The 21,628-nt window shown below is 69.0% G+C and carries 22 protein-coding genes; 6 read left to right on the top strand and 16 right to left on the bottom strand.

The window, feature by feature from the left end; all coding sequences use genetic code 11:
* Window positions 1-60: 60 nt before the first annotated feature.
* The 14 genes from TS85_RS14785 to TS85_RS14850 are packed head-to-tail and all read right to left on the bottom strand — an operon-like array spanning window position 61 to window position 13,657.
* Complete coding sequence (locus tag TS85_RS14785) at window positions 61-969, bottom strand: VOC family protein (protein WP_044333205.1); 909 nt, start codon at window positions 967-969, stop codon at window positions 61-63.
* The gene (locus TS85_RS14790) at window positions 966-1,730 is read right to left on the bottom strand and encodes an enoyl-CoA hydratase/isomerase family protein (protein ID WP_044333207.1); all 765 of its coding nucleotides are present in this window, start codon (window positions 1,728-1,730) and stop codon (window positions 966-968) included. Before TS85_RS14790 ends, TS85_RS14785 begins: the two co-directional genes overlap by 4 nt.
* On the bottom strand, window positions 1,727-2,593 hold the full coding sequence (locus tag TS85_RS14795) for a polysaccharide deacetylase family protein (RefSeq protein ID WP_044333209.1): 867 nt from the start codon (window positions 2,591-2,593) through the stop codon (window positions 1,727-1,729). Before TS85_RS14795 ends, TS85_RS14790 begins: the two co-directional genes overlap by 4 nt.
* A complete protein-coding gene (locus TS85_RS14800; protein ID WP_044333211.1) occupies window positions 2,593-3,390 on the bottom strand; it encodes an SDR family NAD(P)-dependent oxidoreductase in 798 nt (265 codons plus the stop codon). Before TS85_RS14800 ends, TS85_RS14795 begins: the two co-directional genes overlap by 1 nt.
* Window positions 3,390-3,695, bottom strand: a complete 306-nt coding sequence (locus tag TS85_RS14805; RefSeq protein WP_044333213.1) for an REDY-like protein HapK — start codon at window positions 3,693-3,695, stop codon at window positions 3,390-3,392. Before TS85_RS14805 ends, TS85_RS14800 begins: the two co-directional genes overlap by 1 nt.
* Before the next feature lie 12 nt (window positions 3,696-3,707).
* Window positions 3,708-5,015, bottom strand: a complete 1,308-nt coding sequence (locus tag TS85_RS14810) for an amidase (RefSeq protein WP_052507945.1) — start codon at window positions 5,013-5,015, stop codon at window positions 3,708-3,710.
* Window positions 5,012-6,385: a phenylacetate--CoA ligase family protein gene (locus TS85_RS14815; protein ID WP_044333215.1), complete on the bottom strand. Its 1,374-nt coding sequence runs from the start codon at window positions 6,383-6,385 to the stop codon at window positions 5,012-5,014. The genes TS85_RS14810 and TS85_RS14815 overlap by 4 nt, the downstream gene beginning before the upstream one ends.
* Window positions 6,382-7,689 carry an MmgE/PrpD family protein gene (locus tag TS85_RS14820; RefSeq protein ID WP_044333218.1) on the bottom strand — a complete coding sequence of 436 codons (1,308 nt, stop codon included), beginning with the start codon at window positions 7,687-7,689 and terminating at the stop codon, window positions 6,382-6,384. The genes TS85_RS14815 and TS85_RS14820 overlap by 4 nt, the downstream gene beginning before the upstream one ends.
* Window positions 7,686-8,927, bottom strand: a complete 1,242-nt coding sequence (locus TS85_RS14825) for an MmgE/PrpD family protein (protein ID WP_077228854.1) — start codon at window positions 8,925-8,927, stop codon at window positions 7,686-7,688. Before TS85_RS14825 ends, TS85_RS14820 begins: the two co-directional genes overlap by 4 nt.
* Window positions 8,920-10,005 (bottom strand): CaiB/BaiF CoA transferase family protein, encoded by a 1,086-nt coding sequence (locus tag TS85_RS14830; RefSeq protein ID WP_044333220.1) that lies wholly within the window; start codon window positions 10,003-10,005, stop codon window positions 8,920-8,922. Before TS85_RS14830 ends, TS85_RS14825 begins: the two co-directional genes overlap by 8 nt.
* Window positions 10,005-11,192, bottom strand: a complete 1,188-nt coding sequence (locus tag TS85_RS14835) for a CaiB/BaiF CoA transferase family protein (RefSeq protein ID WP_077228629.1) — start codon at window positions 11,190-11,192, stop codon at window positions 10,005-10,007. Before TS85_RS14835 ends, TS85_RS14830 begins: the two co-directional genes overlap by 1 nt.
* Window positions 11,192-12,358: an acyl-CoA dehydrogenase family protein gene (locus tag TS85_RS14840; RefSeq protein ID WP_044336362.1), complete on the bottom strand. Its 1,167-nt coding sequence runs from the start codon at window positions 12,356-12,358 to the stop codon at window positions 11,192-11,194. Before TS85_RS14840 ends, TS85_RS14835 begins: the two co-directional genes overlap by 1 nt.
* Before the next feature lie 10 nt (window positions 12,359-12,368).
* Entirely contained in the window at window positions 12,369-12,878 is a 510-nt protein-coding gene (locus tag TS85_RS14845) for a MaoC family dehydratase (protein ID WP_044333222.1), read from the bottom strand.
* Between the two features lie 2 nt (window positions 12,879-12,880).
* Complete coding sequence (locus TS85_RS14850) at window positions 12,881-13,657, bottom strand: HpcH/HpaI aldolase/citrate lyase family protein (protein WP_265102095.1); 777 nt, start codon at window positions 13,655-13,657, stop codon at window positions 12,881-12,883.
* Window positions 13,658-13,955: 298 nt separating this feature from the next.
* On the opposite strand from TS85_RS14850, the gene TS85_RS14855 reads away from it, so the two are divergent.
* The 6 genes from TS85_RS14855 to TS85_RS14880 all read left to right on the top strand — a co-directional run bounded on the left by TS85_RS14855 (window position 13,956) and on the right by TS85_RS14880 (window position 20,067).
* Window positions 13,956-15,188, top strand: coding sequence for an MFS transporter (locus TS85_RS14855; protein ID WP_227698506.1), 1,233 nt, complete (start codon window positions 13,956-13,958; stop codon window positions 15,186-15,188).
* A gap of 4 nt (window positions 15,189-15,192) precedes the next feature.
* On the top strand, window positions 15,193-16,392 hold the full coding sequence (locus TS85_RS14860; protein WP_044333226.1) for a class I SAM-dependent methyltransferase: 1,200 nt from the start codon (window positions 15,193-15,195) through the stop codon (window positions 16,390-16,392).
* Window positions 16,389-16,748, top strand: a complete 360-nt coding sequence (locus tag TS85_RS14865) for a hypothetical protein (RefSeq protein ID WP_044336366.1) — start codon at window positions 16,389-16,391, stop codon at window positions 16,746-16,748. The genes TS85_RS14860 and TS85_RS14865 overlap by 4 nt, the downstream gene beginning before the upstream one ends.
* Before the next feature lie 160 nt (window positions 16,749-16,908).
* On the top strand, window positions 16,909-18,291 hold the full coding sequence (locus TS85_RS14870; RefSeq protein ID WP_044333227.1) for a 3-isopropylmalate dehydratase large subunit: 1,383 nt from the start codon (window positions 16,909-16,911) through the stop codon (window positions 18,289-18,291).
* Window positions 18,288-18,908, top strand: a complete 621-nt coding sequence (gene leuD, locus TS85_RS14875) for a 3-isopropylmalate dehydratase small subunit (RefSeq protein ID WP_044333229.1) — start codon at window positions 18,288-18,290, stop codon at window positions 18,906-18,908. The genes TS85_RS14870 and leuD overlap by 4 nt, the downstream gene beginning before the upstream one ends.
* A gap of 64 nt (window positions 18,909-18,972) precedes the next feature.
* Complete coding sequence (locus TS85_RS14880) at window positions 18,973-20,067, top strand: CaiB/BaiF CoA transferase family protein (RefSeq protein WP_044333231.1); 1,095 nt, start codon at window positions 18,973-18,975, stop codon at window positions 20,065-20,067.
* A 12-nt stretch (window positions 20,068-20,079) separates the two neighbouring features.
* Here the strand turns inward: TS85_RS14880 and TS85_RS14885 are convergent, their stop codons facing one another.
* Both TS85_RS14885 and TS85_RS14890 read right to left on the bottom strand, forming a co-directional pair.
* Complete coding sequence (locus TS85_RS14885; protein ID WP_044333233.1) at window positions 20,080-20,712, bottom strand: isochorismatase family protein; 633 nt, start codon at window positions 20,710-20,712, stop codon at window positions 20,080-20,082.
* Window positions 20,712-21,626: a polysaccharide deacetylase family protein gene (locus tag TS85_RS14890; protein ID WP_044333235.1), complete on the bottom strand. Its 915-nt coding sequence runs from the start codon at window positions 21,624-21,626 to the stop codon at window positions 20,712-20,714. The genes TS85_RS14885 and TS85_RS14890 overlap by 1 nt, the downstream gene beginning before the upstream one ends.
* Window positions 21,627-21,628: the final 2 nt, after the last annotated feature.

A 21,628-nucleotide genomic window follows, 5' to 3' on the forward strand; every position in this document is an offset into this window, starting at 1 on the left:
TGCCTCACACCCGACCTCACCCCCGATATGGGGATGCGCGAGCGGAAAAGGGAGTGCGGGTCAGCCCTGAGCCAGTTCGAGCAGCTCGATCAATTCGCCCGCCGGCCCGCGCACCGTCGCGCTGCGCCGCCCCGCATACAGCGCGCCGTCGCGGGCACGGGGTTCCGCGATCCACTCCAACGCCAGCGCGTCCAGCGAGTCCACCGCGATCGTCACCAGCGCATTGCCGGGCGGCAGTGCGCCCGCCGGGCCGGGTCGCGCGATCGCTCCCTCCGGATAGCCGTCAATCTCGACCACCGGCATCCGCCCCTTCTGCATCACCGTGATCGACGTCAGATGATCGGCGGGCAGATCGAAAGCGCGGTTGATCATCGAATAGGGCAGGACATGCGTATCCCCCGCCTCCAGCCGCAACGCGCGCGCATACCAATCGACCGCCGCCGCGCGATCGGGCACCGCCAGGATCGCGATGAACAGGAAATCGATCAGCGATTCCGCACGCGGCAGGTCGCAATTGGGCATGTCCTGCGCGACTTCGTTCAGGTACAAAACCTCGCGCCCGCGCCCCGCGACTTGCATCGGCACGAAAAAAGGCATTCCAGGCAATGCTTTAGGTGGTCCGATCACCTCGAACCCGCTCCCCTCCAGACGCGCGGGCCATCCGAACACGTCCTGCACCGTCAACTCGAACGCCGACCATCCGAAACTGCGCATCGGCAAGAAACTCGGCGGGAGCGGCGCCTCCACCAGCCGGAACACGCACGGCGCCCCGCTTTGCGGCTGGAGCGCGATCATCCGGGCACCGGCACTGTCCGGGCACCCCCAGCTTGCAGCCAGTTCGGCGGACACCGTTCCGCGCTCGACCACCGCCAGCCCCAGCCGCCCGGCATAATCACCCTCCGCCGCGTCGAGATCGGGGACGGTGGTCAGTCCGCCGACGATCCGGCCATGGTTGGCGGGGGCGCTCATCCGAACACCGGCGTGCGGCGGTTCAGGAAAGCATCGACGCCCTCGGCGAAGTCGGGGCCTTCGAATGCGGCGTTGAACGCGGCAATCGTGGCCGAATCATCGTCGCTCTGGCCACGCGCGATGTGGGCGATGATCGCCTTGATCGCCGTGGTGCTGTGCGGCGACGCCTCGGCAATCGTCGCCGCCAGCGCCATCGCCGCCGCCTCGGCATCGTCGGCGCGACTATCGGCCAGCCCGATGCGATAGGCCTCGTCGGCATCGATCAGCCCGCCGGTAAACAGCATCCGCTTGGCATGGGCCGGGCCGATCAGGTCGACCAGCAGCTTGGTATCGTGAAGCGGATAGACCAGCCCCAGCTTGGCGGGCGTAATCCCAAACCGCGCCGCCGGTCCCGCGACGCGCAGGTCGCACGCAATCGCCAGCCCGCATCCGCCGCCGATACAGTCCCCGGCCACGGCGGCGATCGTCGGGCGCGGAAAGCCCGCCAGCGCGACTTGCGCGGCGCGGATCGCCTGCTGATTGCGCACCCGCCATTCGGGATCGCGCGCACCCGTTGCGAACTCGCCAATGTCGGCGCCCGCGCTGAACGCGCCCTCGTTGGCGGCGCCCAGCACCAGCACCCGGACGCCGCGATCCGCATCCGCCTCGGCCAGCAGCGGGGGCAGCGCCTCCCACATCGCCTGGGTCATCGCGTTGCGCTTCGCCGGGCGGTCGATCGACAGCCGGGCGATCGCACCCTCGCGCTCCAGCCGCAGCGTCATGCCGGTTCCACCCGCGCGAAATGCTCGGCAATCTCGCGCCGCGTCGCGATCCAGACCGCCGAATGCGACCGCACATGGCGCAGGAATGCCTCGAACGCCCAGATCCGCCCGGCCCGCCCGATGATGCGCAGGTGCAGCCCCAGCGACATCATCTTCGGATTCCCGCCCTCCCCCTCGCGGTACAGCTGGTCGAAGCATGCCTTGGCATAATCGAGCCACTGCTGCGGCGTCATCGCCGGGTCGGTCCACATCTTCATGTCGTTGGTGTCGATCTGATAGGGCACGATCACGATCGGCTTGCCCGGCACGGTCTCGCGATCCCAGAAGGGAATATCGCCCGAATAATCGTCCATGTGATAGGTAAAGCCCTCCTCGATCAGCAGCCGGCGGGTATTGTCGGTGTGGAGGTATCGGCTCAGCCAGCCATAGGGCCGCACGCCGACGCTCCGCTCGATCGAGGCGACGGCCTTGCGGATGAAGTCGCGCTCCTGCTCCTCGTCCATCTTGAACTGGTGGATCCAGCGCCAGCCATGGCTGACCGGTTCATGCCCCAGATCGGCGATGGCGCGCGCGATCTCGGGATGGTTTTCCAGGCTCATCGCCGCGACCGTCCAGCTCGCCCGCACGCCATAGTCGCGCAGCAGTCGCACGATACGCGGCGCGCCCGCCTTGATCCCGTAGAGATAGTTGGACTCGTTGCCGTAATTGCGGATCGCCGCCTTCAGGTGGATGCCCAGCTCGTCCACCGGCTCGGGCCCCCGGTCGCCGCGCGCCACGGTCGTCTCCGACCCTTCTTCGACATTGACGACGATCGACAGCGCCATCTTGGCGCGGCCCGGCCAGTCGATCCGTTCCTCGCGCATCAGTGCATCTCCTCGCCGCCGGACACGTTGATCGCCTCGCCGGTGACATAGACCGCGTCGTCGGACGCCAGCCACGCACAGGCCCCGGCGGTGTCGCTCGCCAGCCCGGGCCGCCCCAGCGGGTTCCGGCGCTTCATATTCTCGACATAGGCATCGACCGTCGCGAACCCGAGCAGCTTGGAGAAATAGGCATTCTGCTCGGCGCCCAGCCCGGTGGTGACATGGTTGGGGCAGATCGCGTTGACCGTGATCCCATGCGCGCCCAGCTCGATCGCGCTGGCGCGGGTCAGGCCGATCATGCCGTGCTTCGAACTGACATAGGCGGGCAGATGCGGAAAGGCCGATTTCGCCGCCTGGCTGGCGATGTTGACGATCCGCCCGCCCTGCCCACGCGCAATCATCGCCCGCGCCGCCGCCTGGGTACAATAGAACGCGCCCGACAGGTTGACTGCCAGCGCCCGGTCCCAATCGGCGGGGGCGACGTCGAGCAAAGGCTGCATCAGGAAGCCGATGCCCGCATTGTTCACGAACACGTCGACGCCGCCGAACGTCTCGACCGTCGCATCGACCAGCGCCGCGCATTCCTCCGCACGGCTGACATCGCACGCAATCGTCGCGACCTTGGCGCCGCGCCCCCGCAGTTCGTCCGCGACGCCCTCCACCTCGGGCGTGATCGCGCGGTCAGACACGACGCAATTCGCGCCCTCGTCGGCGAAGCGCTGCAGGATCGCCTGCCCCAGCCCCTTCTCGCGCCCCGATCCGGTGACGACGATCGTCTTGCCCGCAAAGCGGCCCATTACAGGTCCTCGGTCAGCATGAATTGCGGGTTGTCGGCAAAGTCGCCGAACGCCGCCGCGACCTTCTGGAATGCCTCGGTCGAAACCTCCGCGACGAACGGCTCGATCCCGGCAATGTCGATGATCTCGACATAGTCGAACGGTGCCGGCGCGTCCGATCCGAACAGCCCGGTCGTCCGGTGGACGGTGAAGCCATGGACCGACGACAGCGCGTTGACGCCGGGAATATCGGTGCCCCGCGCCCATGCCTCATAGGCGGCAGGATCGACTCCGGGCTTCAGATTGAACAGCACGACGATACGCATCTCGGTCCTCCTTCAAAGCAGCATGTCGGGCGGGAAATAGCCCTGGAGCGCGGTGTCGAGCCGGCGTGCCAGCGCGATCAGCCCCCGCTCGCTCCCCGGCGCGCCGATCAGTTGCACCGCCACCGGCATCCCGTCGCGATCCTGCCCGGCGGGCAGCGTCAGCGCAGGCAGCCCGGCGATGTTGGCCAGCGCGGTGAACCCCGCCTGCGTCACCGGCGGGCGCGGGGTGTGGGCAAAGGCGACCTGCGGCGCAGTCGGCGTCAGCAGCACGCCGTCGCTGCCGATCGCCGCGCGCAGCGTCGCGGCGGTGCGCGCCAGCACCGCCTGCGCCGCCTCCGCCTCGGCCTGAGTCCGCGCGGCGGCATAGCCGAGCAGGAAGCGCAGCTCCTTGGAGAATCCCTCGGGCGACAGGCCCGCCAGATGCCCGCCCAGTTCGCGCGCCACCGTGACGAACCCCGCCACCCCGACCGCCGCCGCATCGTCGGCAAGCCGCACCGCCGCGCACGGCATCGGCGCCAGCGCGCGCAGCGCCGCCATCAGCGCCGCATCGATCGCAGGCTCGCACGCCAGCCCGTAAGCGGGCTCCAGCGTCAGCAGTCGCACCGGCGCCGAAGCGCGTGCATCGACGCCGAGCACCGCAGACACCGCCGCCAGATCGTCGAGCGACCGCGCCAGCGGCCCGATCGCGTCGAGCGCACGGCTTGCGGGCACCAGCCCCGCGTCCGAAATCACCCCCGCCCCCGGCTTCAACGTGTACAGCCCGCAATAGGCGGCGGGAATCCGCACCGATCCCATGGTGTCGGTGCCCAGTGAGACGGTGCATAGCCCGGCCGCAACCGCCGCTGCGCTGCCCCCCGACGACCCACCCGGCGTCCGCGCGGGATCGTGCGGATTGGCGACGCGCCCGAAAAAGGGATTGTCAGAGGTCGCGCCCAGTGCCGCCTCGTGCATGTTGAGCGTCCCCAGCACGATCGCACCCGCCCCGCGCAGTGCCGCCACCGCAGTGGCGTCGTCAGGCGCGATCACCCCGCGCCGCGCCCCCATTCCCGCATTCCATTCCAGCCCGGCGACGGCGATATTGGCCTTCACCGCCACCGGCACGCCCTCCAGCGCGCGCGGCGTGCCGCCCTCGAACCGCGCCTGGCTGACCGCCGCCGCACGCAGCGCGCCCGCCGCATCGACCTGGATAAAGCTGTGCAGCACGGGGTCGAGCGCCGCGATCCGGTCCAGATGCTGCATCACCACTTCGGCCACGCCGACGGCGCCGGCGCGATAGGCGTCGGTCAGCCCGGCGATGCTGCTGCGGTGCCACGCACTCACTTGCCGCGCTCGTCGATCAGCCGGATCGGCTTTTGCCGCACATCGACTTGCGTCGCCGCCGCAGTGCCTCCCGGCCCGACCAACTCGACCGCAACTTCGACGCCCAGCGACCGGCGGAGCAACTCGCCAAGCTGGGCGATGTCGCTGCCGCCGCGGCTTTCGATCACCACGCGCATCGCATCGCGCCCGCCGGCATCGCGCGCGACATAGCAGACGAACTCGCCGGTCAGGTCGCTGCGATTCTCGATCACCCCGCCGATCGCGTGCGGGAATACGTTGATCCCGCGCAGCTTGACCATGTTGTCGCTGCGCCCGCGAAACCCGGTGATCCGCTTGAACGCCATGCCGGTCTGGTTGGCGCCGGTGATTTCGTTGGTGATGTCATGCGTGTTGAAGCGGATGCACGGCGCGATGTCGTCCTTGAACAGGCAGGTGACGACCATGTCGCCGGTCTCCCCCGCCGCGACCGGCGCGCCGCTCTCGACGTCGAGCAGTTCCAGATACTGCGCGTCTTCCCAGACATACAGGCCGTCGCGCTCCGGCCCTTCGCCCGCGATCGCGCCGGTATCGCCGACGCCATACCAGTCGAACGCCTTCGCCCCGCCCCACGCCGCCTCGACGCCGCTGCGGTCGTCCATCCCCAGATGGCCGCAGATCATCCGCACGTTCATCCGCTCGCGCAGCCCCTCGGCCTCGGCGACTTCGGCGAGCTTGCGGATATAGTCGATGAAGCCGACCAGCACGCTGACGCCGAAATCGGCCATCAGCCCGACCTGCGCCACCGATCGCGTCTCGATCCCCGTCCCCGCCGACAGGAACAGCGCGTTGGTGAAATGCGTGACGGCCTCGCGGACATAATGCCCGCCATTGATCATGCCATGGCCATAGACCGACTGGACGACGTCGCTATGCGCCATCCCCTGCCAGCGATACATGCGCCCGACGAGCAGGTTGGTGACTTCGCGCCCCTTCGGCCCGAACAGCAAAGGCTGGGGCCGCCCGGTGGTGCCCGACGTGGTGTGGAAGATCACCGGCGAGCGGCCCGCATCCTGCCCCAGCCCCGCGAAATCGCCGAGCGGCGGATGCGCGGCGACCGACGCCATCACGTCGCTCTTGTCATAGACGGGCAGCCTGGTGATGTCCTCCAGCGTGCGGATGTCGCCCGGCTCGATCCCCTGCGCGCCCCATAGCCGCTGGTAGAACGGTATCTCCCACCCGCGCCGCATCAGCGTGCGGAAGCGCGCATCCTGGAGCGCGTGGAGTTCGTCGCGGCTCATGCCGGTGTAGCGGCGAACAAAGGCCTCGCCGACCGGGTAATCGGCCAGCATCTGGCGCGCGTCGAACGCTTCGAAATAGCTGGGGAACGTCATCGGGGCTCCGGGCGGGTCAGGTAAGAAAGCGAGTCGGCGAACAGCCGGGGGTCGGCATCGTCGGGCGCGAGCTGTGCCGCGAGCGTGCGCTTGGCGGCGGTCTGCGCCGCGTCCATCGGCGCGTCGGGATGACCCAGCGTGTTGGGGATCGCGCGCTCGATCGCGCTGCCATCGGCGCGGCGCACGATCAGCCGTTGCGGCGACAGCGCGTTGGGATCGGGATTGGTGTCGGTCGTCAGCGTGAAGCGCGCGGCCAGCGCGACGATCGCCGGATCGGCAAAGGTCTCCGCCGTAAAGCGGCGCGGATCGATCACCCCGTCCGCCAGCATCAGCGCAGTCAGGAACGGCAGGCACAGCCGCGCATAGCCGGGCGTCATGTCCGGCTGCATCGGGCGCCCGACCAGCCGGGCGATCAGCGGCGGCGCGACCAGCTCGACTGCCGCGACCCTCTCCGCCCGCACCTCGCCCGCCCGCAACAGCCCGTCCAGCGCGGCAAGCAGCCCATGGCTGGCCCGGCCCGAGGGATAGGGTTTGATCGAGCATTCGGCGATCCGCCACACGCTGCCGATCGTGTCGGTATAGGTCGCCAGCGCACCCGTATCGATCAGCCGGAAATAGCCGAACGGCCCCTCCAGCGCGTCGTGCGGTCCGCTCAGCCCGTGGCGGACCATGTCGACCGCCGTCACCGCCGCCCGCGCCGCGCCGGCGATTTGCAGCGGCAGCGCGATCGATCCCTCGACATGCGCCTGCATCGTCCCCGCGCATTGCGAATAGGCCAACCCCAGCACGTCGTCGAACCGCTCGACGCGCTCGATCCGCGCCACCGCCAGCGCTGCGCCGATGCACCCGGCGGTGGCGGGGCGGAAGAAGCGCAACGGGCTTGTCGCCGCGATGCCCAGCCCCGACGCCACGTCGATCCCCACCGCCAGCGCCGCCAGCGCCTCGTCGGGATCGCACTCGCCGCGCCGATCGATCGCCGCCATCAGCGCCGCCACGACGGTCGCAAAGCCATGCACCACCGCGCGCTCGTGCAGCGCGTCCCATTCGAGGCAATGAATGCGAAAGCCATTGACGAATGCCGCCGAGGCCGCCGGCATCCGCGCGGCATCGCCCAGCAGCCGGGCATCCTCGCCCGCTCCCCAGCCAGCCGCGAGATTGCGCACCCCCTCGGCCCCCGGCGCCTGCGCGCCCGCCGCCCCCGTCGCCAGCGTATCGGCCAGCATCGCCAGCGCTGCCCCGCGCACCGCATCGGGCAGCCGATGCTCCGCGCGGGCAAAGTCCAGCAGCCGCCGGGTCGCGCTCACAACCACTGCGCCACGATCTCGGTCACGTCGCGCACCGCCCGACCCTGCAGCGCCGCATCGATGGCCTGCCCGGCGGCGACGTCGTCCAGCCCGCCCCACGCCATCAGCGTGCGCGCCTTCTCGACGATCGCATCGCCGTCCATCGGACGCTCGGGATCGCCCAGCGTATCGACCAGCGCCACCACGCCCGCATCGCAGGAAACTCGCGCGCCATAATGCGCCGGATAGGCCGCGGTGATCGCGCTCGACTCAGCGACCGTCACCTGCGCGCGCAGCGGCGCCAGTTCGGCAATCGCCTCGGGTTCGAAATCCGCAAGCTGCGGCACGCCGCGCGCCACGACGATGGCGATGGCATGCTGAAGCGAGAATTTGGCCTCGACCACCGAGGCCGGCGACGGGCGGTCGCAAAAGGTGATCGCGTCGCGATAGGTGCCGACATGGACCGGCAGCACCAATTGCCCCTGCGCCCGCAAGGTCAGCGCGGCGTCGATCGCGGGGTGGGCGTGGCGGCACGCGCCCCAGGGCTTGAAACTGACCTGTTCGAGCTGCCACCCGTCGCCCAGCGCCAGCGGTTTCGCCCGCGCACAGCTCGCCGCGAACAGCCCCTGCGGCCCCTCGAGGATATAGCGCGGCCCGGTGATGCCGTTGGCCGCCTCCACCGCCGCCGCTCGGCCCGTGCGCACCGCATGGGCGAGGTGCCATTGCTTCGCCATCACCGGCTCGTGCCGCATCTGCCACAGCCCGCCCGTGACCGACCCGGCAAGTCCCAGCGCCGACACGCATTGCGCCTCGTCCGCCCCGATCGCCAGCGCCGCCGTCATCGCCGCGCCAAAGGTGCCTGCGGTCGCGGTGGTGTGCCAGTGGCGGTAATGGTTCGCGTCGAACATCGCGCCGACCAGAATCATCGCCTCATAGCCGCCGATCGCGGCGTCCAGCGCGGCGTCGAGCGGCGCATCAGGCACGGCGAGCGCGGTCGGCCAGATCACCGGCCCCGGATGCAGGATCGCGCTGCGATGGATGTCGTCCATCTCCAGCACATTGCCGAGCCAGCCCGCCCGATCGATCGCGCTGCCGCACCCCGCAGCGCGCTGCACCTCCGCCACCGGGCTGCGCAGCGCCCCCGCGACGCAGCCAAGCCAGTCGAGCAAATGCAGCCGCGCCCGCGCGCGCACGGCCTCCGATTTGGGGCGGCGGGCGTGGCGGACGATCCGCTCGGTCAGGCTTTCGTCGTCAGCCATGTTCGCCCAGCGCCGGTGCGGGGGCGGGCGTCCAGTCGTCGCCGCCAAAGCGGATTGCCGGCGCGATATGGTGCGCGCCCTCCGCCACGCGCGTCAGCCCCCGTTCGGCGAAATGGCGCTCGGCAAAGGCTTCGCGGAAGTCGAGCACGGGCGAGAAGGCGACGTCGATCCCCGCCATCCACGCCACCCACTGGTCGCGCGTCCGGCTGGCAAAGGTCTCGCGCAGGAACGCGACCAGCGGCGCCTGTTCCGGTCCGGCAGGCAATGCGGCGACCGGGATCAGGTCCGCGCGCCCCAGCGCCGTCAGCAAATTCGCCGCGAACTTCGGCTCGCGCCCGCCCAGCACGACATGCAGGCCATCGGCGGTCGCATAAACATTGTAGAAAGCCGCCCCGCCCAGCGACCGCTGCGTCGCCGATCGCGGCGGTTCGCCCCCGCCCAGCGCATCGCCCGCGACATGCGCGCACCACGGCAGCAGCGCGTCGAGCATCGCAATATCGATATAATCGCCGCGCCCGCTCTTCTCGCGCGCGATCAGCGCCATCAGCACCGCCGACAGCCCCGTCAGCCCGGCGGCCATGTCGGCAGAGGGCACCCCCGGCACCACCGGCATCGCGTCCGGCCCGTCATTGACCGACAGGAACCCGCTGACCGCCTGCACCGCCATGTCGTGCCCGGCATGGTGCGACCATTCGCCGCTCTGGCCGAAGGCGGAAATCGAGCAATAGACGATGCGCGGATTGCGCGCCGCGACGCTGGCATAGTCGCAGCCCAGCCGCTGCATCACGCCGGGGCGAAACCCTTCGATGAACACGTCGGCGTCGGCGATCAGGTCCCACAACGCCGCCTTGCCTTCGGCGCTTTTCAGGTCGAGCGCGACGCTGCGCTTGCCGCGATTGAGGTTGCGGAACCACACCGATTGCCCCGCCTCGAACGGCGCCATGGCGCGGGCGGGGTCGCCCGTGGCGGGCTCGACCTTGGTCACCGCCGCGCCCTGATCGGCCATCATCAGCGACAGCATCGGCCCCGGCAGGAACTGCGACAGGTCGACGACCTTGATACCGCTCAGCTTGCCCATCAAATCACGCCACGCGCGCGGAAATCGGCGATCTCGTCGGCGCCGAACCCGGCATCGGCCAGCACCGCGTCGCCATCCGCTCCCAGCAGGGGCGCGGCGCGCGCGGGCAGCCGCTCGCCGTCAAGCCGGATCGGATTGGCGAGTACGCGCAGCGCGTCGCGGTCCGGGTGCACGACGGTGTCGATCATCCCCGTCGTCGCCAGGAACGGACTGTCCAGCGCCTGCGCCAGGTCGAGCACCGGCGCGACGGGCAGATGCCCCGCCAGCCGCTCGATCCAATGCGCCACCGGCTGCGTGCCGAACACGGCGTCGAGCACCTGCGTCAGCGTATCGCGGTTCGCCAGCCGCACCGCGGGGGTAGCGAAGCGCGCATCGGTGCCAAGGTCGGGGCGCCCGATCCGCTCGACCAACACGTCCCAGAATTTGGGGAGTTGCGCCATGACGAACACCCACCCGTCCGCCGCGCGAAACATCTGGCTGGGCGTGACCGAGGGGTGGGCCGAGCGGGCGACGCGCGTCGTCACGTCGCCTTCGTTCAGATACCACACCGCCGGATAGGTCGTCTGGTGGACCGCGGCGGATAGCAGATCGACGTCGATGTCGCGCCCCTGCCCCGTGCGCTGCGCATCGAGCAGCGCAGCGAGCAGCCCGACGCTCATCATCGTGCCCGTCATGAAATCGACCATCGACAGCCCGAAGCGCGCAGGCGGCCCGTCGGGCTCGCCGGTCAGCGGCATGAACCCTGCCTCGGCCTGCATCAGATAGTCATAGCCCGGCCAGCGCGCGCGCGCGTTGTCGCGGCCATAGGCGGAAAGGTGCGCGCACACGATCGCGGGATTATGGGCCGCCAGCGCCTGGTAGGTCAGCCCGATCCGCTCGGGCAGGTCGCCGCGCAGATTGTTGACCACCGCATGGCTGGTCCCCACCAGCCGGTGCAGAATCGCCTGCCCGTCGGCGCTGTTCAGGTCGAGCGTCAGCGACTTCTTGTTGAGGTTGAAGCTCTGGAAGAACAGGCTTTCGCCCTCGCGCAGGAAATGCGGGCCGACGTGCCGCGCGGTATCGCCCCCGCGCGGCGTCTCGATCTTGATGACCTCGGCGCCGAGCTGCGCCAGGAACAGCGTGCCATAGGGGCCCGCGCCATATTGCTCGGCGGAAAGGATGCGATAGCCGGCCAGCGGGAGGCGCATCAGGCGGGGTTCCGCTTCAGCCACTGCCGCGCGATGATCATGCGCTGCATCTCGTTGGTGCCTTCGCCGATGCACATCAGCAGCGCATCGCGATAATAGCGCTCGATTTCATATTCCTTGGAGTAGGAATACCCCCCGAAAATGCGCATCGCCTCTTCGGAATTGCGCACCGCGGCCTCGGACGCGAAGTATTTCGCCATCCCCGCCTCCATGTCGCACCGCTCGCCCCGGTCATAGGCCTGCGCCGCCTGCTCGACGAGCAGCCGCGCCGCCTCTGCCCGCGTCACCATCTCGCCCAGCTTGAGCTGGATCGCCTGGTGCTGCGCGATCGGCTTGCCCATCGTCTCGCGGACCTGCGCATATTCGGTCGCCAGCCGCAGCGATCCCAGCGCCAGCCCGACGCCGCGCGCCGCGACGTTGATCCGGCCCAGTTCCAGCCCGCCGGTCGCCTGGAAGAAACCCTCGCCCTCGACACCGCCGATCAGGTTGGCGGCGGGCACGCGGTAATCGATGAAGTTCAGCTCGGCGCTGTCGATCGCCTTATAGCCCAGCTTTTCGAACTTCTTGCCGACTTCGAACCCCGGCCCCTTGGGCACGATGAAGAAGCTCATGCCCTTGTAGCGCGGCTCGGCCTTGGGATCGGTCTTCACGAGCATCGCGAAGCAGCTTCCCTCGACGCCGTTGGTGATCCACGTCTTGGTGCCGTTGATCACATAGTCGTCGCCATCGCGCACCGCGACGCTGCGGATGCTTTGCAGGTCGGTGCCCGCATTGGGCTCGGTCAGCGCCAGGCCGCCACGGATTTCGCCGCTCGCGAACTTGGGCAGCCATTCCTGCTTCTGCGCCTCGGTGCCGAAGCGCTCGACCGCCGCCGCCATGATCAGATGCGAATTGACGATGCCGGTGATCGCCATCCAATAGGACGAGATGCGCGCGATGATCCGGGCATAGGTCGTCGCGGGCAGCCCCAGCCCGCCATAGTCCTGGCCGATCGTCGCGCCGAACAGCCCCATATCCTTCATCTGCTCGACCAAGGCGGCGGGCCAGATGTCGTTGTGGTCGTGGTACATCACCACCGGGCGAACCTCGCGGTCGATCCAGCGGTCGATCGATTCCATCAGTGCGGCTTCGTCGGCGGGGTCGATATGGCGTTGTGCTTGGGTCATGTCGGCGTCCTCAGTCGTCGACGGGGCCACAGCCCCGCTTCCAGATCAGCATGGTGCGGCTGAAGGTGCAGACGATGTCGCCATGCTGGTTCCTGCCCGTGGTGCGCACCGTCACGATCCCCTGTTCGGGGCGCGACTTGGACTCGCGCTTCTCCAGCACTTCGCTTTCGGCATAGAGCGTGTCGCCGGCGAACACGGGGTGGGTCAGCCGGATATTGTCCCAGCCCAGATTGGCCACCGCCTTCTGGCTGACGTCCGAAACGCTCATCCCCACCATCAGCGCGACGGTGAAGGGGGAGCAGACCAAAGGCTTGCCGAACTCGGTCTTCTTCGCGAATTCATAGTCGAAATGCGCGGGATGCGTGTTCATCGTCAGCAGCGTGAACCACACATTGTCGGTGTCGGTGATCGTCCGGCCCGGACGGTGCTCATAGATATGGCCGACGACGAAATCCTCGAAAGACCGGCCAAAGGTCTCGCGAAAACGCCCCGGACTGACTTCGATGACCCCGTCACGCATGGTCAATGTTCCGCATTGTTAAGTATCCTCCGAAAGCGGCGCACGATCGGCGCCTCCAGCATCTGACCGTTGAAGCGGATCGCGCGCCCGCCGCCCGCGTCGAACGCCGCCAGCGCGGCGCGCGCCTCGGCGATCTCGTCGGCGGTGGGGCGCAGGATGGCGTGGATCGGGGCGATCTGCGCGGGGTGGATCGCCGCCTTCGCGGCAAAGCCCAGCGCCTTTGCGGCGCGCGTCTCCGCCGCCAGCCCCTCGACATTGTCCAGCGTGATAAAGGGTACGTCGATCGCGGGCACGCCGCCTTCAGCACAGGCAAGCACGAATGCACTGCGCGCATGGACCAGCGGCCCCCATGCCAGCGCGACGCCCAGCTCGGCGGACAGATCGCCGCCGCCGAACATCATCGCCGCGACGCCGGGCGCCGCCGCGATCGCATGCGCCTCGCGCAGCCCGCGCGCGGTCTCGATCAACGGCACGATGGGCGGGGTCCGATCCTCCAGGATCGCGCGCAGCATCGCGATTTCCGCCGCACTCTCGACCTTCGGCACCAGCAACAGCCGCGGCATCGTTTCCGCCTCGGCCAGCGCCAGCAGGTCCGCGAGCCCAGCGCGCGTGGTCAGCCCGTTGATGCGCAGCGCAAAGTCGGCATCCATCGCGCCGATCACCGCCGCGCGCGCCGCGGCCTTGCCCTCGGCGGGCACCGAATCCTCAAGGTCGATGCACACCGCATCGGCCCCGCTCGCCAATGCCTTGGCGAACCGGTCGGGCCGTGTGCCGGGCACGAATAATAGTGTCGTCAGGCGATCAACGGTTTGCACGGAAACCCCCAAGGAAGGCGCCCCAATTCCGCCGTGCTCCCTTCGAAGTCACCGCGACCTGCCGCCGCTATCCGCCAGCCGGTCATTTCCGCCCGATGATCGCTCGCCGCGCATTTCCGGGCGGGCGGGCGCCCCGCCGAACGTGGCGCGGTCCATGACGGGCCGCGCTTCACCGCCTGCCGATCAAACCGCACACGCGCCCTGCCTGCGCGGGCACCGCCGCATATCGCTGGACAGTGACAAGAGGCGCGAAAGGATTACGATGGGCGGGCCGCGTTCGGAATTCAGGTTGGGCACCAAGCCGCTGGTCGCGGCGGTGCTCGGCGTTGCCTGCGGAGCGTCGCCGCTGCCGTTCAACGTGCTGCCGCTGGTGATGGGGCCGATCCACCGCGAGTTCGGATGGGATTTCGCAGTCATCAGCTCGGGCGTCACCATCTTCGGCGTGATCGCCGCGCTGCTCGCCCCGCTCTATGGCGGCGCGGCCGACCGTTTCGGGGTGCGCCCGGTCGCGCTGCTGTCGCTGCTCGCCTTCGCGCTGGCATTCGGCGCGTTCTACTTCGTGCCCGCATCGACGACCGGCTGGTTCGCCTTCTGGGCGGTGCTCGGGCTGATCGGCATCGGCTCGACTCCGGTGACGTGGAGCCGCGCGATCAGCCTGTGGTTCAGCCGCAATCGCGGGCTGGCGCTCAGCATCATGCTGATGGGCACCAGCCTCGCCGCGCTGGTGGTGCCGCAAATCGCACAGGCGGCGATCGGCGCAGGCGGCTGGCGGCTCGCCTTCCCCGCGGTCGCGCTGCTGCCGCTGCTGGTCGCGCTGCCCGTCGGCCTGCTCTGGTTTCGCGAGCCGCGCGCGCATGAATGCCCGTCCGAGCTTACCGACGCACAGGGCAATGTCGCCGGGCTGACGCTGGGGCAGGCGATGCGCGGCTATCGCTTCTGGGTGTTGCTCGCCTCGATCCTGCTGATCGCCTTCGCCTATGGTGGCGCGCATATCCACATGGCGCAGATCGTGGCGCTGCACGGCTTTCCCCCCGCCGCCGCCGCCAGCGTGATGGGGGTCGTCGCGCTCGGCATCCTGTCGGGCCGGCTGCTGATCGGCTTCCTGTTCGACCGGCTCTGGGCACCCGCCGTCGCCTTCCCCGCGCTGTTGCTCCCCGCGCTCGCCTGCTGGCTGCTGATGGGTAGTTCGACCGGGCTCGGCTGGGTGACGGTCGGCGGGTTCCTGCTCGGCTTTGCAGCGGGGACGGAGGCGGACGTGATCGCCTATCTCGCCGCGCGCTATTTCGGGATGGCGCATTATGGCCGGGTTTATGGCGCACTCTACATGCCGTTCGGCGTCGGCGCCGCGATCTCGCCGATTCTCTATGGCATCGTCCGCGACCGCACCGGCAGCTACGATGCGATGCTGACGGTAGCCGCGGCGCTGTTCGTCATTGGCGGCGCATTGCTGCTCACGCTGGGCCGCTATCCCAGCGCGCCCGCAAAAGGAGCCTGAGGCGATGAAACAGGACGTCCCGCCCCCCTATACCGCCGTCACCCAGCACCCGATATTCCCGGTCCCCTCGCATGACGAGGCGGCGCGCTACAACTTCCTGGCGAACTTCAACAAATACCTGTCGGGCACCGTCGCTGCGGGCAACAAGCTCGCCTACGAAACCCGCGTCCTGCCCGCGTTCCGCGCCGAGCATGGCCGCGAGCCCGCCGACCGGTTCGAAGTGCGCCACGCGATGAACCGCGATCCGTGGCACCGCCTCTGGTCCGCCTGTCGCCGCAATTCGATGGAGATGCGCCAGCAGAACGGGCGCGCGATCGTGCTGCGCCAGATCGACACGCTCGATGCAAAGGCGCGCCAGTTTAATGAGGGCCGCGACACGCTGGAGCTGGACCCGTCGGTCGCGGTGCCCCGCTATCAGGGTGCGGTCGACATCCATTGTATGCCCGGCAGCTATCATGGCGAGGAGCGCCCCGGCGACGTCTCCGCCGGCGCCAATTACGACAGCGGACTGTTCGCCACCACCGGCGGCCAGCTCGGCGCGCTGTCCGATGGCGGCGGGCAGGCGCTGGTGGAATGGATCAAGCGCGAACGCCCCGGCTGGACGCCGCGCCGCATCCTCGATCTGGGCGCCACGATCGGGCACAATATCGTGCCGCTCGCGCTAGCCTTTCCCGATGCCGAGGTCATCGCGATCGACACCGCCGCGCCGGTGCTGCGCTATGGCCATGCCCGCGCGCAGGCGCTGGGCGCGCACACCCTCCGCTTCGTCCAGATGGATGCCGAGGATATGGCGCGCTTCCCCGAAGGGCATTTCGACTGGGTGCAGACGACGATGTACCTGCACGAACTGTCGGGAAAGGCGCTGCCCCGCATCGTCGCGGAGGGCGTGCGCGTGCTCGCCCCCGGCGGGCTGATGTTCCATCTGGAGCAGCCGCAATATACGCCCAAAATGCCGCTGTTCGAACAATTCCTGCGCGACTGGGATGCGTTCAACAACAACGAGCCCTTCTGGTCGGCGATGCACGCGCTCGACCTGAAACAGATCATGGCCGATGCCGGGCTGCCCCGCGAATGCCAGTTCGTGACCGGGGTGCGCGCCGTCGCCGACCGATCGATCTTCCCCGATGCACCCGCGCCCGAGGAAGAGGATTATGGCCGCACCGCGGTCTGGAACGCCTATGGCGCATGGAAGCCCGCAGCATGACCGACGACATCGACTGGATCGCCCGCGCCGGTGCCCGCGCCAAGGGGAAGCGCCCCGATTTCCTGGGCGATCCGACGTCCGAACGGATGCTGTCGATCCTGCTCGCAGTGGCGGGCGAAGTATCGGTGCTGCGCGAGCGGCTGGACACGGTCGAGCGGCTGCTCGACGCGAAGGGCACGATCGACCGCGCCGACATCGACGCCTATCGCCCCGATCCCGACGCCGCGTACCAGCGCAGCGTGCTGACCAAGGACTATATCGCGCGGATCATGCGCGGGGTGCAGCAGGACATGGAGTCGATGCGGATCGACGAAAAGCCGCTCGCCGAGGTCAGCGCGGAGCTGCGCGAGGGCTGAGGGGGCCGCGCGGTCATCTGGGCCGCCAGATTGCGCGGCCCCCGGTCGCTGACCGCAAAAACTATCCGTCCAACGGCCAAACGGGCCAGCTGCCTGGTCGCCCGCCCGCCGCATCGACCAAAGCCCCGCCTCACATATCGCCGCTATTTGGAGAGTTACGCTGTCCCGCCCCCGCACCCTGTTCGACAAGATCTGGGACGCGCACGTCATCGCCCCGCTCGACGCGGGATCGGCGCTGGTCGCGATCGATCGCGTCTTCCTGCACGAACGCACCGGCGCGGCGGCGCTCAACAGCCTTGCCGCCGCCGGACGCCCGATCCTCGATCCGGCGCGAGTGTTCTGCGTCATGGACCATATCGTCGACACCCGCCCGGGCCGCGACGACCGCACGCTGATGCCCGGCGGGCAGGCGTTCATCACGGAGACGCGGGCGGCAGCACGCGCGGCGGGGATCACGCTGTTCGACGTGACCGACGCGGATCAGGGCATCACCCACGTCATCTCGCCCGAACTGGGCGTCGTCCTGCCCGGCTGCACTTTGGTCGCGCCCGACAGCCACACCTGTACCCAGGGCGCATTCGGGGCGCTGGCCTGGGGGATCGGCACGTCGGAGGCCGAACATGCGATGGCCACCGGCACGCTGCGCATCGCCCGCCCGCGCACGATGCGCGTCGCCTTCACCGGCGCGCTTTCGCCGGGCGTGACGCCGAAGGACATGATCCTCGCGCTGATCGCCCGCCACGGTGCGGGAAGCGGCAAGGGCCATGCGATCGAGTTTACGGGCAGCGCCGTCACCGCGCTCGACATGGAAGCGCGGATGACGCTGTGCAACATGGCAACCGAGTTTTCCGCCATGACGGGGATGATCGCGCCCGACGCGCGCACCTTCGACTGGCTGCGGGGCCGCCGCTACGCGCCTGCAGGGAGGGCGTTCGATGCCGCCGTGGCCGCATGGCGGACGCTGGCGAGCGATCCGGGGGCCGTGTTCGATGCCTATATCGCCATCGACGCCGCGACCATCGAGCCGATGGTGAGTTGGGGCACCTCGCCCGAGCATAGCGCCCCGATCTCGGGCACGGTGCCCGAAGCCGCGCCCGACCGCGCGCTCGCCTATATGGACCTTCGCCCCGGCCAGCCGCTGCTGGGCCTCGCCATCGACGCGGCGTTCATCGGAAGCTGCACCAACGGCCGCCTCTCCGACCTGCGCCGCGCCGCCGCGCTGTTGCAGGGCCGCCGGATCGCGCCGGGGCTGAGGGCGCTGTGCGTCCCCGGATCGAGCGCGGTCAAGCGCGCGGCAGAGGCGGAGGGGCTCGACCGCATCTTCCTCGATGCCGGGTTCGAATGGCGGGAAAGCGGCTGTTCGATGTGCTTCTATGCCGGGGGCGAGAGCTTTGCCCCCGGATCGCGCGTCATATCCTCGACCAACCGCAATTTCGAAGGGCGGCAGGGGCCCGGCATCCGCACCCATATCGCCAGCCCCGAGACCGTGGCCGCCAGCGCGCTCGCGGGACACATCGCCGATCCGCGCGCGGTGACGCAATGACGCCCTTCACCACGCTCACCGCTGTCGCCGCGCCGTTGCTGCGCGACAATGTCGATACCGATGCGATCATCCCTTCGCGCGAGATGAAGAGCACCGCGCGCACCGGGCTGGCCGAAGGGCTGTTCGCGGCGTGGCGCTACCGCTCGCCCGACAGCCGCGCGCCCGATCCCGGCTTCGTGCTCAACCAGCCCGATTTCGCCGCTGCGCAGATCCTGGTCGGCGGCGCCAATTTCGGGTGCGGGTCCAGCCGCGAACATGCGGTGTGGGCGCTTGCCGAATATGGCTTTCGCGCCGTGATTGCGCCGGGCTTCGCGCCGATCTTCTTCGGCAACTGCATCCGCAACGGCATCGTCCCCGTGGTGCTGTCCCCTGACGCAGTCACGCAGATCGCCGAAGCCGCCCCCGGCCCGGTGACGGTGGACCTGCGCGCGCTCCGCGTGTCGCTGGCCGACGGCACCGGCTGGGACTTCGCGCTCGAAGCCGAAGCGCGGACAATGCTGCTCGAAGGGGTGGATGCGATCGACCTGACGCTGAAGCAGCACGCCCTGATCTCCGCCTTCCACGACCGCGACCGCATGGCGCGGCCCTGGATTTATCTCGACGAGGCTGCACGATGACGCGCGTACCTATCAGCAAGGTCGCCCTTGTATTCATGCTCGAAGCTATCGGGACGGGTTCGGCATGAGCGTCCCGGCACCGCTCGCGGGCCTGAAGGTCATCGAGTTCACCCATATGGTGATGGGGCCGGCGGCGGGTGCGATCTTCGCCGCGCTGGGCGCCGAAGTCACCCGCGTCGAGCCGCTCGGCGGCGACAAGACGCGCACGCTGCTGGGGTCGGGCGCGGGCTATTTCCCGATGTACAACCGGCACAAGGGCAGCATCGCGCTCGACCTGAAATCGCCCGAGGGCCGCGCGACCGCGCGCGCGCTGGCGGTGAAGGCCGACATATTGGTCGAGAATTTCCGCCCCGGCGCGCTCGACCGGCTGGGGTTGGGCTATGACGCGCTCGAACAGGACAATCCCCGACTGATCTATTGCTCGGCCAAGGGCTTCCTGCCCGGCCCGTACGAGAACCGGACCGCGCTGGACGAAGTCGCGCAGATGATGGGCGGGCTCGCCTATATGACCGGCCCGCCGGGACGCCCGCTGCGCGCAGGCTCGAGCGTGATCGACGTGGCGGGGGGAATGTTCGGCGTGATCGGCGTCCTCGCCGCGCTGGAGGAGCGTCACCGCACCGGCAAGGGGGCGCTGATCCAGACCTCGCTGTTCGAAACCACGGTCTATCTGGTCGGGCAGCATATGGCGCAGCTCGCGGTCACCGGCACCGCCGCCAACCCGATGCCCGCGCGCATTTCGGCCTGGGCGATCTATGACGTGTTCGAAACCCGCGACGATCCGGTGTTCATCGGCGTCGTGACCGATGCGCTGTGGGAGAGCTTCTGCCGGATCTTCGCGCTCGACGATCTCTGGGCGGACGAGAGCCTGCGCCGCAACAACGACCGCGTGCGCCAGCGCGACCGCATCCTGCCGCAGATCCGCGCGCTGATGGCGCAGTTCACCCGCGCCGAAGTGATCGCGCGGCTGGACGGCAGCGGCCTTCCCTTCGCGCCGATCGGGCGGCCCGAAGATATGTTCGACGACCCACACCTTGCCGCGACCGGCGCGCTGGAGTCCGTCACTCTGCCCGACGGCACCGAGACCCGGCTGCCGACGCTGCCGATCGCGTTCGACGGGCAGTTGCTGGCGCGCGCCTCGACGCTACCCGGCGCGGGGTGAGAGCTCGCGCCCTCAGCCCCGCCCGCGCTGCATCAGCGCGATCGCCTCGTCCTCGCTGACGACCTCCGCCATCTTCGCGGCCATGTCGAACAGGTTCTGTTCGTGCGGGCGAGCGTCGCGGTCGCCGCACGCCTCGCGTACCACAAACGGCACGAAGCCGTGGCACAGCGCGTCCAGCGCCGTCGCGCGCACGCAGCCCGAGGTCGAGAAGCCGGTGACAAACAGCGTGTCGAACCCCGCCGCGTGCAGTGTCGAGGCGAGCGAGGTACCGAAAAACGCCGAGGGATATTGCTTCGACACGACCAGTTCGCCCGGCTCGGGCTGGAGCGTGTCCGGGAAGCGCCCGTCGACCGATCCGCGCGCGAATGCCCGCAGCGCCGGCACTTTGCGAAAGAACACGCCGCCGTCGATCCCGCCGGGCTCATACACCACATTGGTGAAGATCACCGGCACCCCCGCCGCCCGCGCCGCCGCCGCGAGCCGCTCGTTCGACGCAAGCGCGCTCTCGACGCCGGCATAGAGCGGCGATTGCGGGTCGAGATACGCCATCACCACATCGACGATCAGCAGCGCCGGCCTGCGCCCCATTTCCAGCCGCCCGCCGAAACCGGCGGCGGCATAGTCGCGGTCCAGGTCCGTCGCCATCAGCCGAGCTGCCCCGGAATATGGCTCTCATGGTTCTGGAGATACCAGTCGGCAATCTCCGCGCGCGTCGCGAACCACACGCCCGGCAGGCTCTGGGCGTGCTGGATGAATTCGCGCAGCGCGCGGACCCGGTGCGCCCGGCCCGAAACGTGCGGGTGCAGCCCGACATTCATGATCCGCCCGGTCACCGCGCCTTCCTCGTACAGCACGTCGAGTTCCTCGATCAGCGCGTCGCGAAACTGGTCGGTGGTGTAGTTCTTGCGCGTGATGAAGGTGAAATCGTTGATTTCGTTCGAATAGGGCGTGGCGACGATCGGGCCGCTGGGGGTGCGGATCAGGAATGGCTGATCGTCGTTCATGATGTCGCAGTAAAAGGTGCAGCCATATTCGGCGAGGATGTCGGCGGTCTGCAACGTGCTGCGCAGCGACGACGACAGCCAGCCCTTTGCCTTGCGCCCGACATGGCGTTCATAGGCGTCGAGGGTGCGCAGCACGATCTCGCGCTCGCGCGCCGGGTCCTTGGCGAAGTCGGTCAGCAGCTCGCCCTGTTCCCAATTGTGCGCGAGCAATTCCCATCCACGCTCCAGCACCGCGTCGGTCATCGCCTTGCGCCGTTCGAACGTCACGGCGTTGGTGGTGCAGCTCGCGCGGACGCCCAGTTTGTCGAACAGCTCGATCAGCCGCCAGATGCCGACCCGCTGGCCATATTCGCGCCAGCTATAGTTGGGGAAATCGGGCGTATCGCCGGGCAGCGTATCGGGCAGGATCGCCGGGCCGCCGGCATAATAGGGCTTGGTCGTATCCTTGGTGAGGTCCCACGTTTCGAGGTTGAACGTCAGGATCAGCGCGACCCGCGCGCCGTTGGGCCACACCAGCGGCCGGCGCGCGGGAAGCGGGACATAATCATATTCCATCG

This window comes from Sphingomonas hengshuiensis, assembly GCF_000935025.1.
In the GTDB taxonomy this organism is placed as follows: Bacteria; Pseudomonadota; Alphaproteobacteria; order Sphingomonadales; family Sphingomonadaceae; genus Sphingomonas; species Sphingomonas hengshuiensis.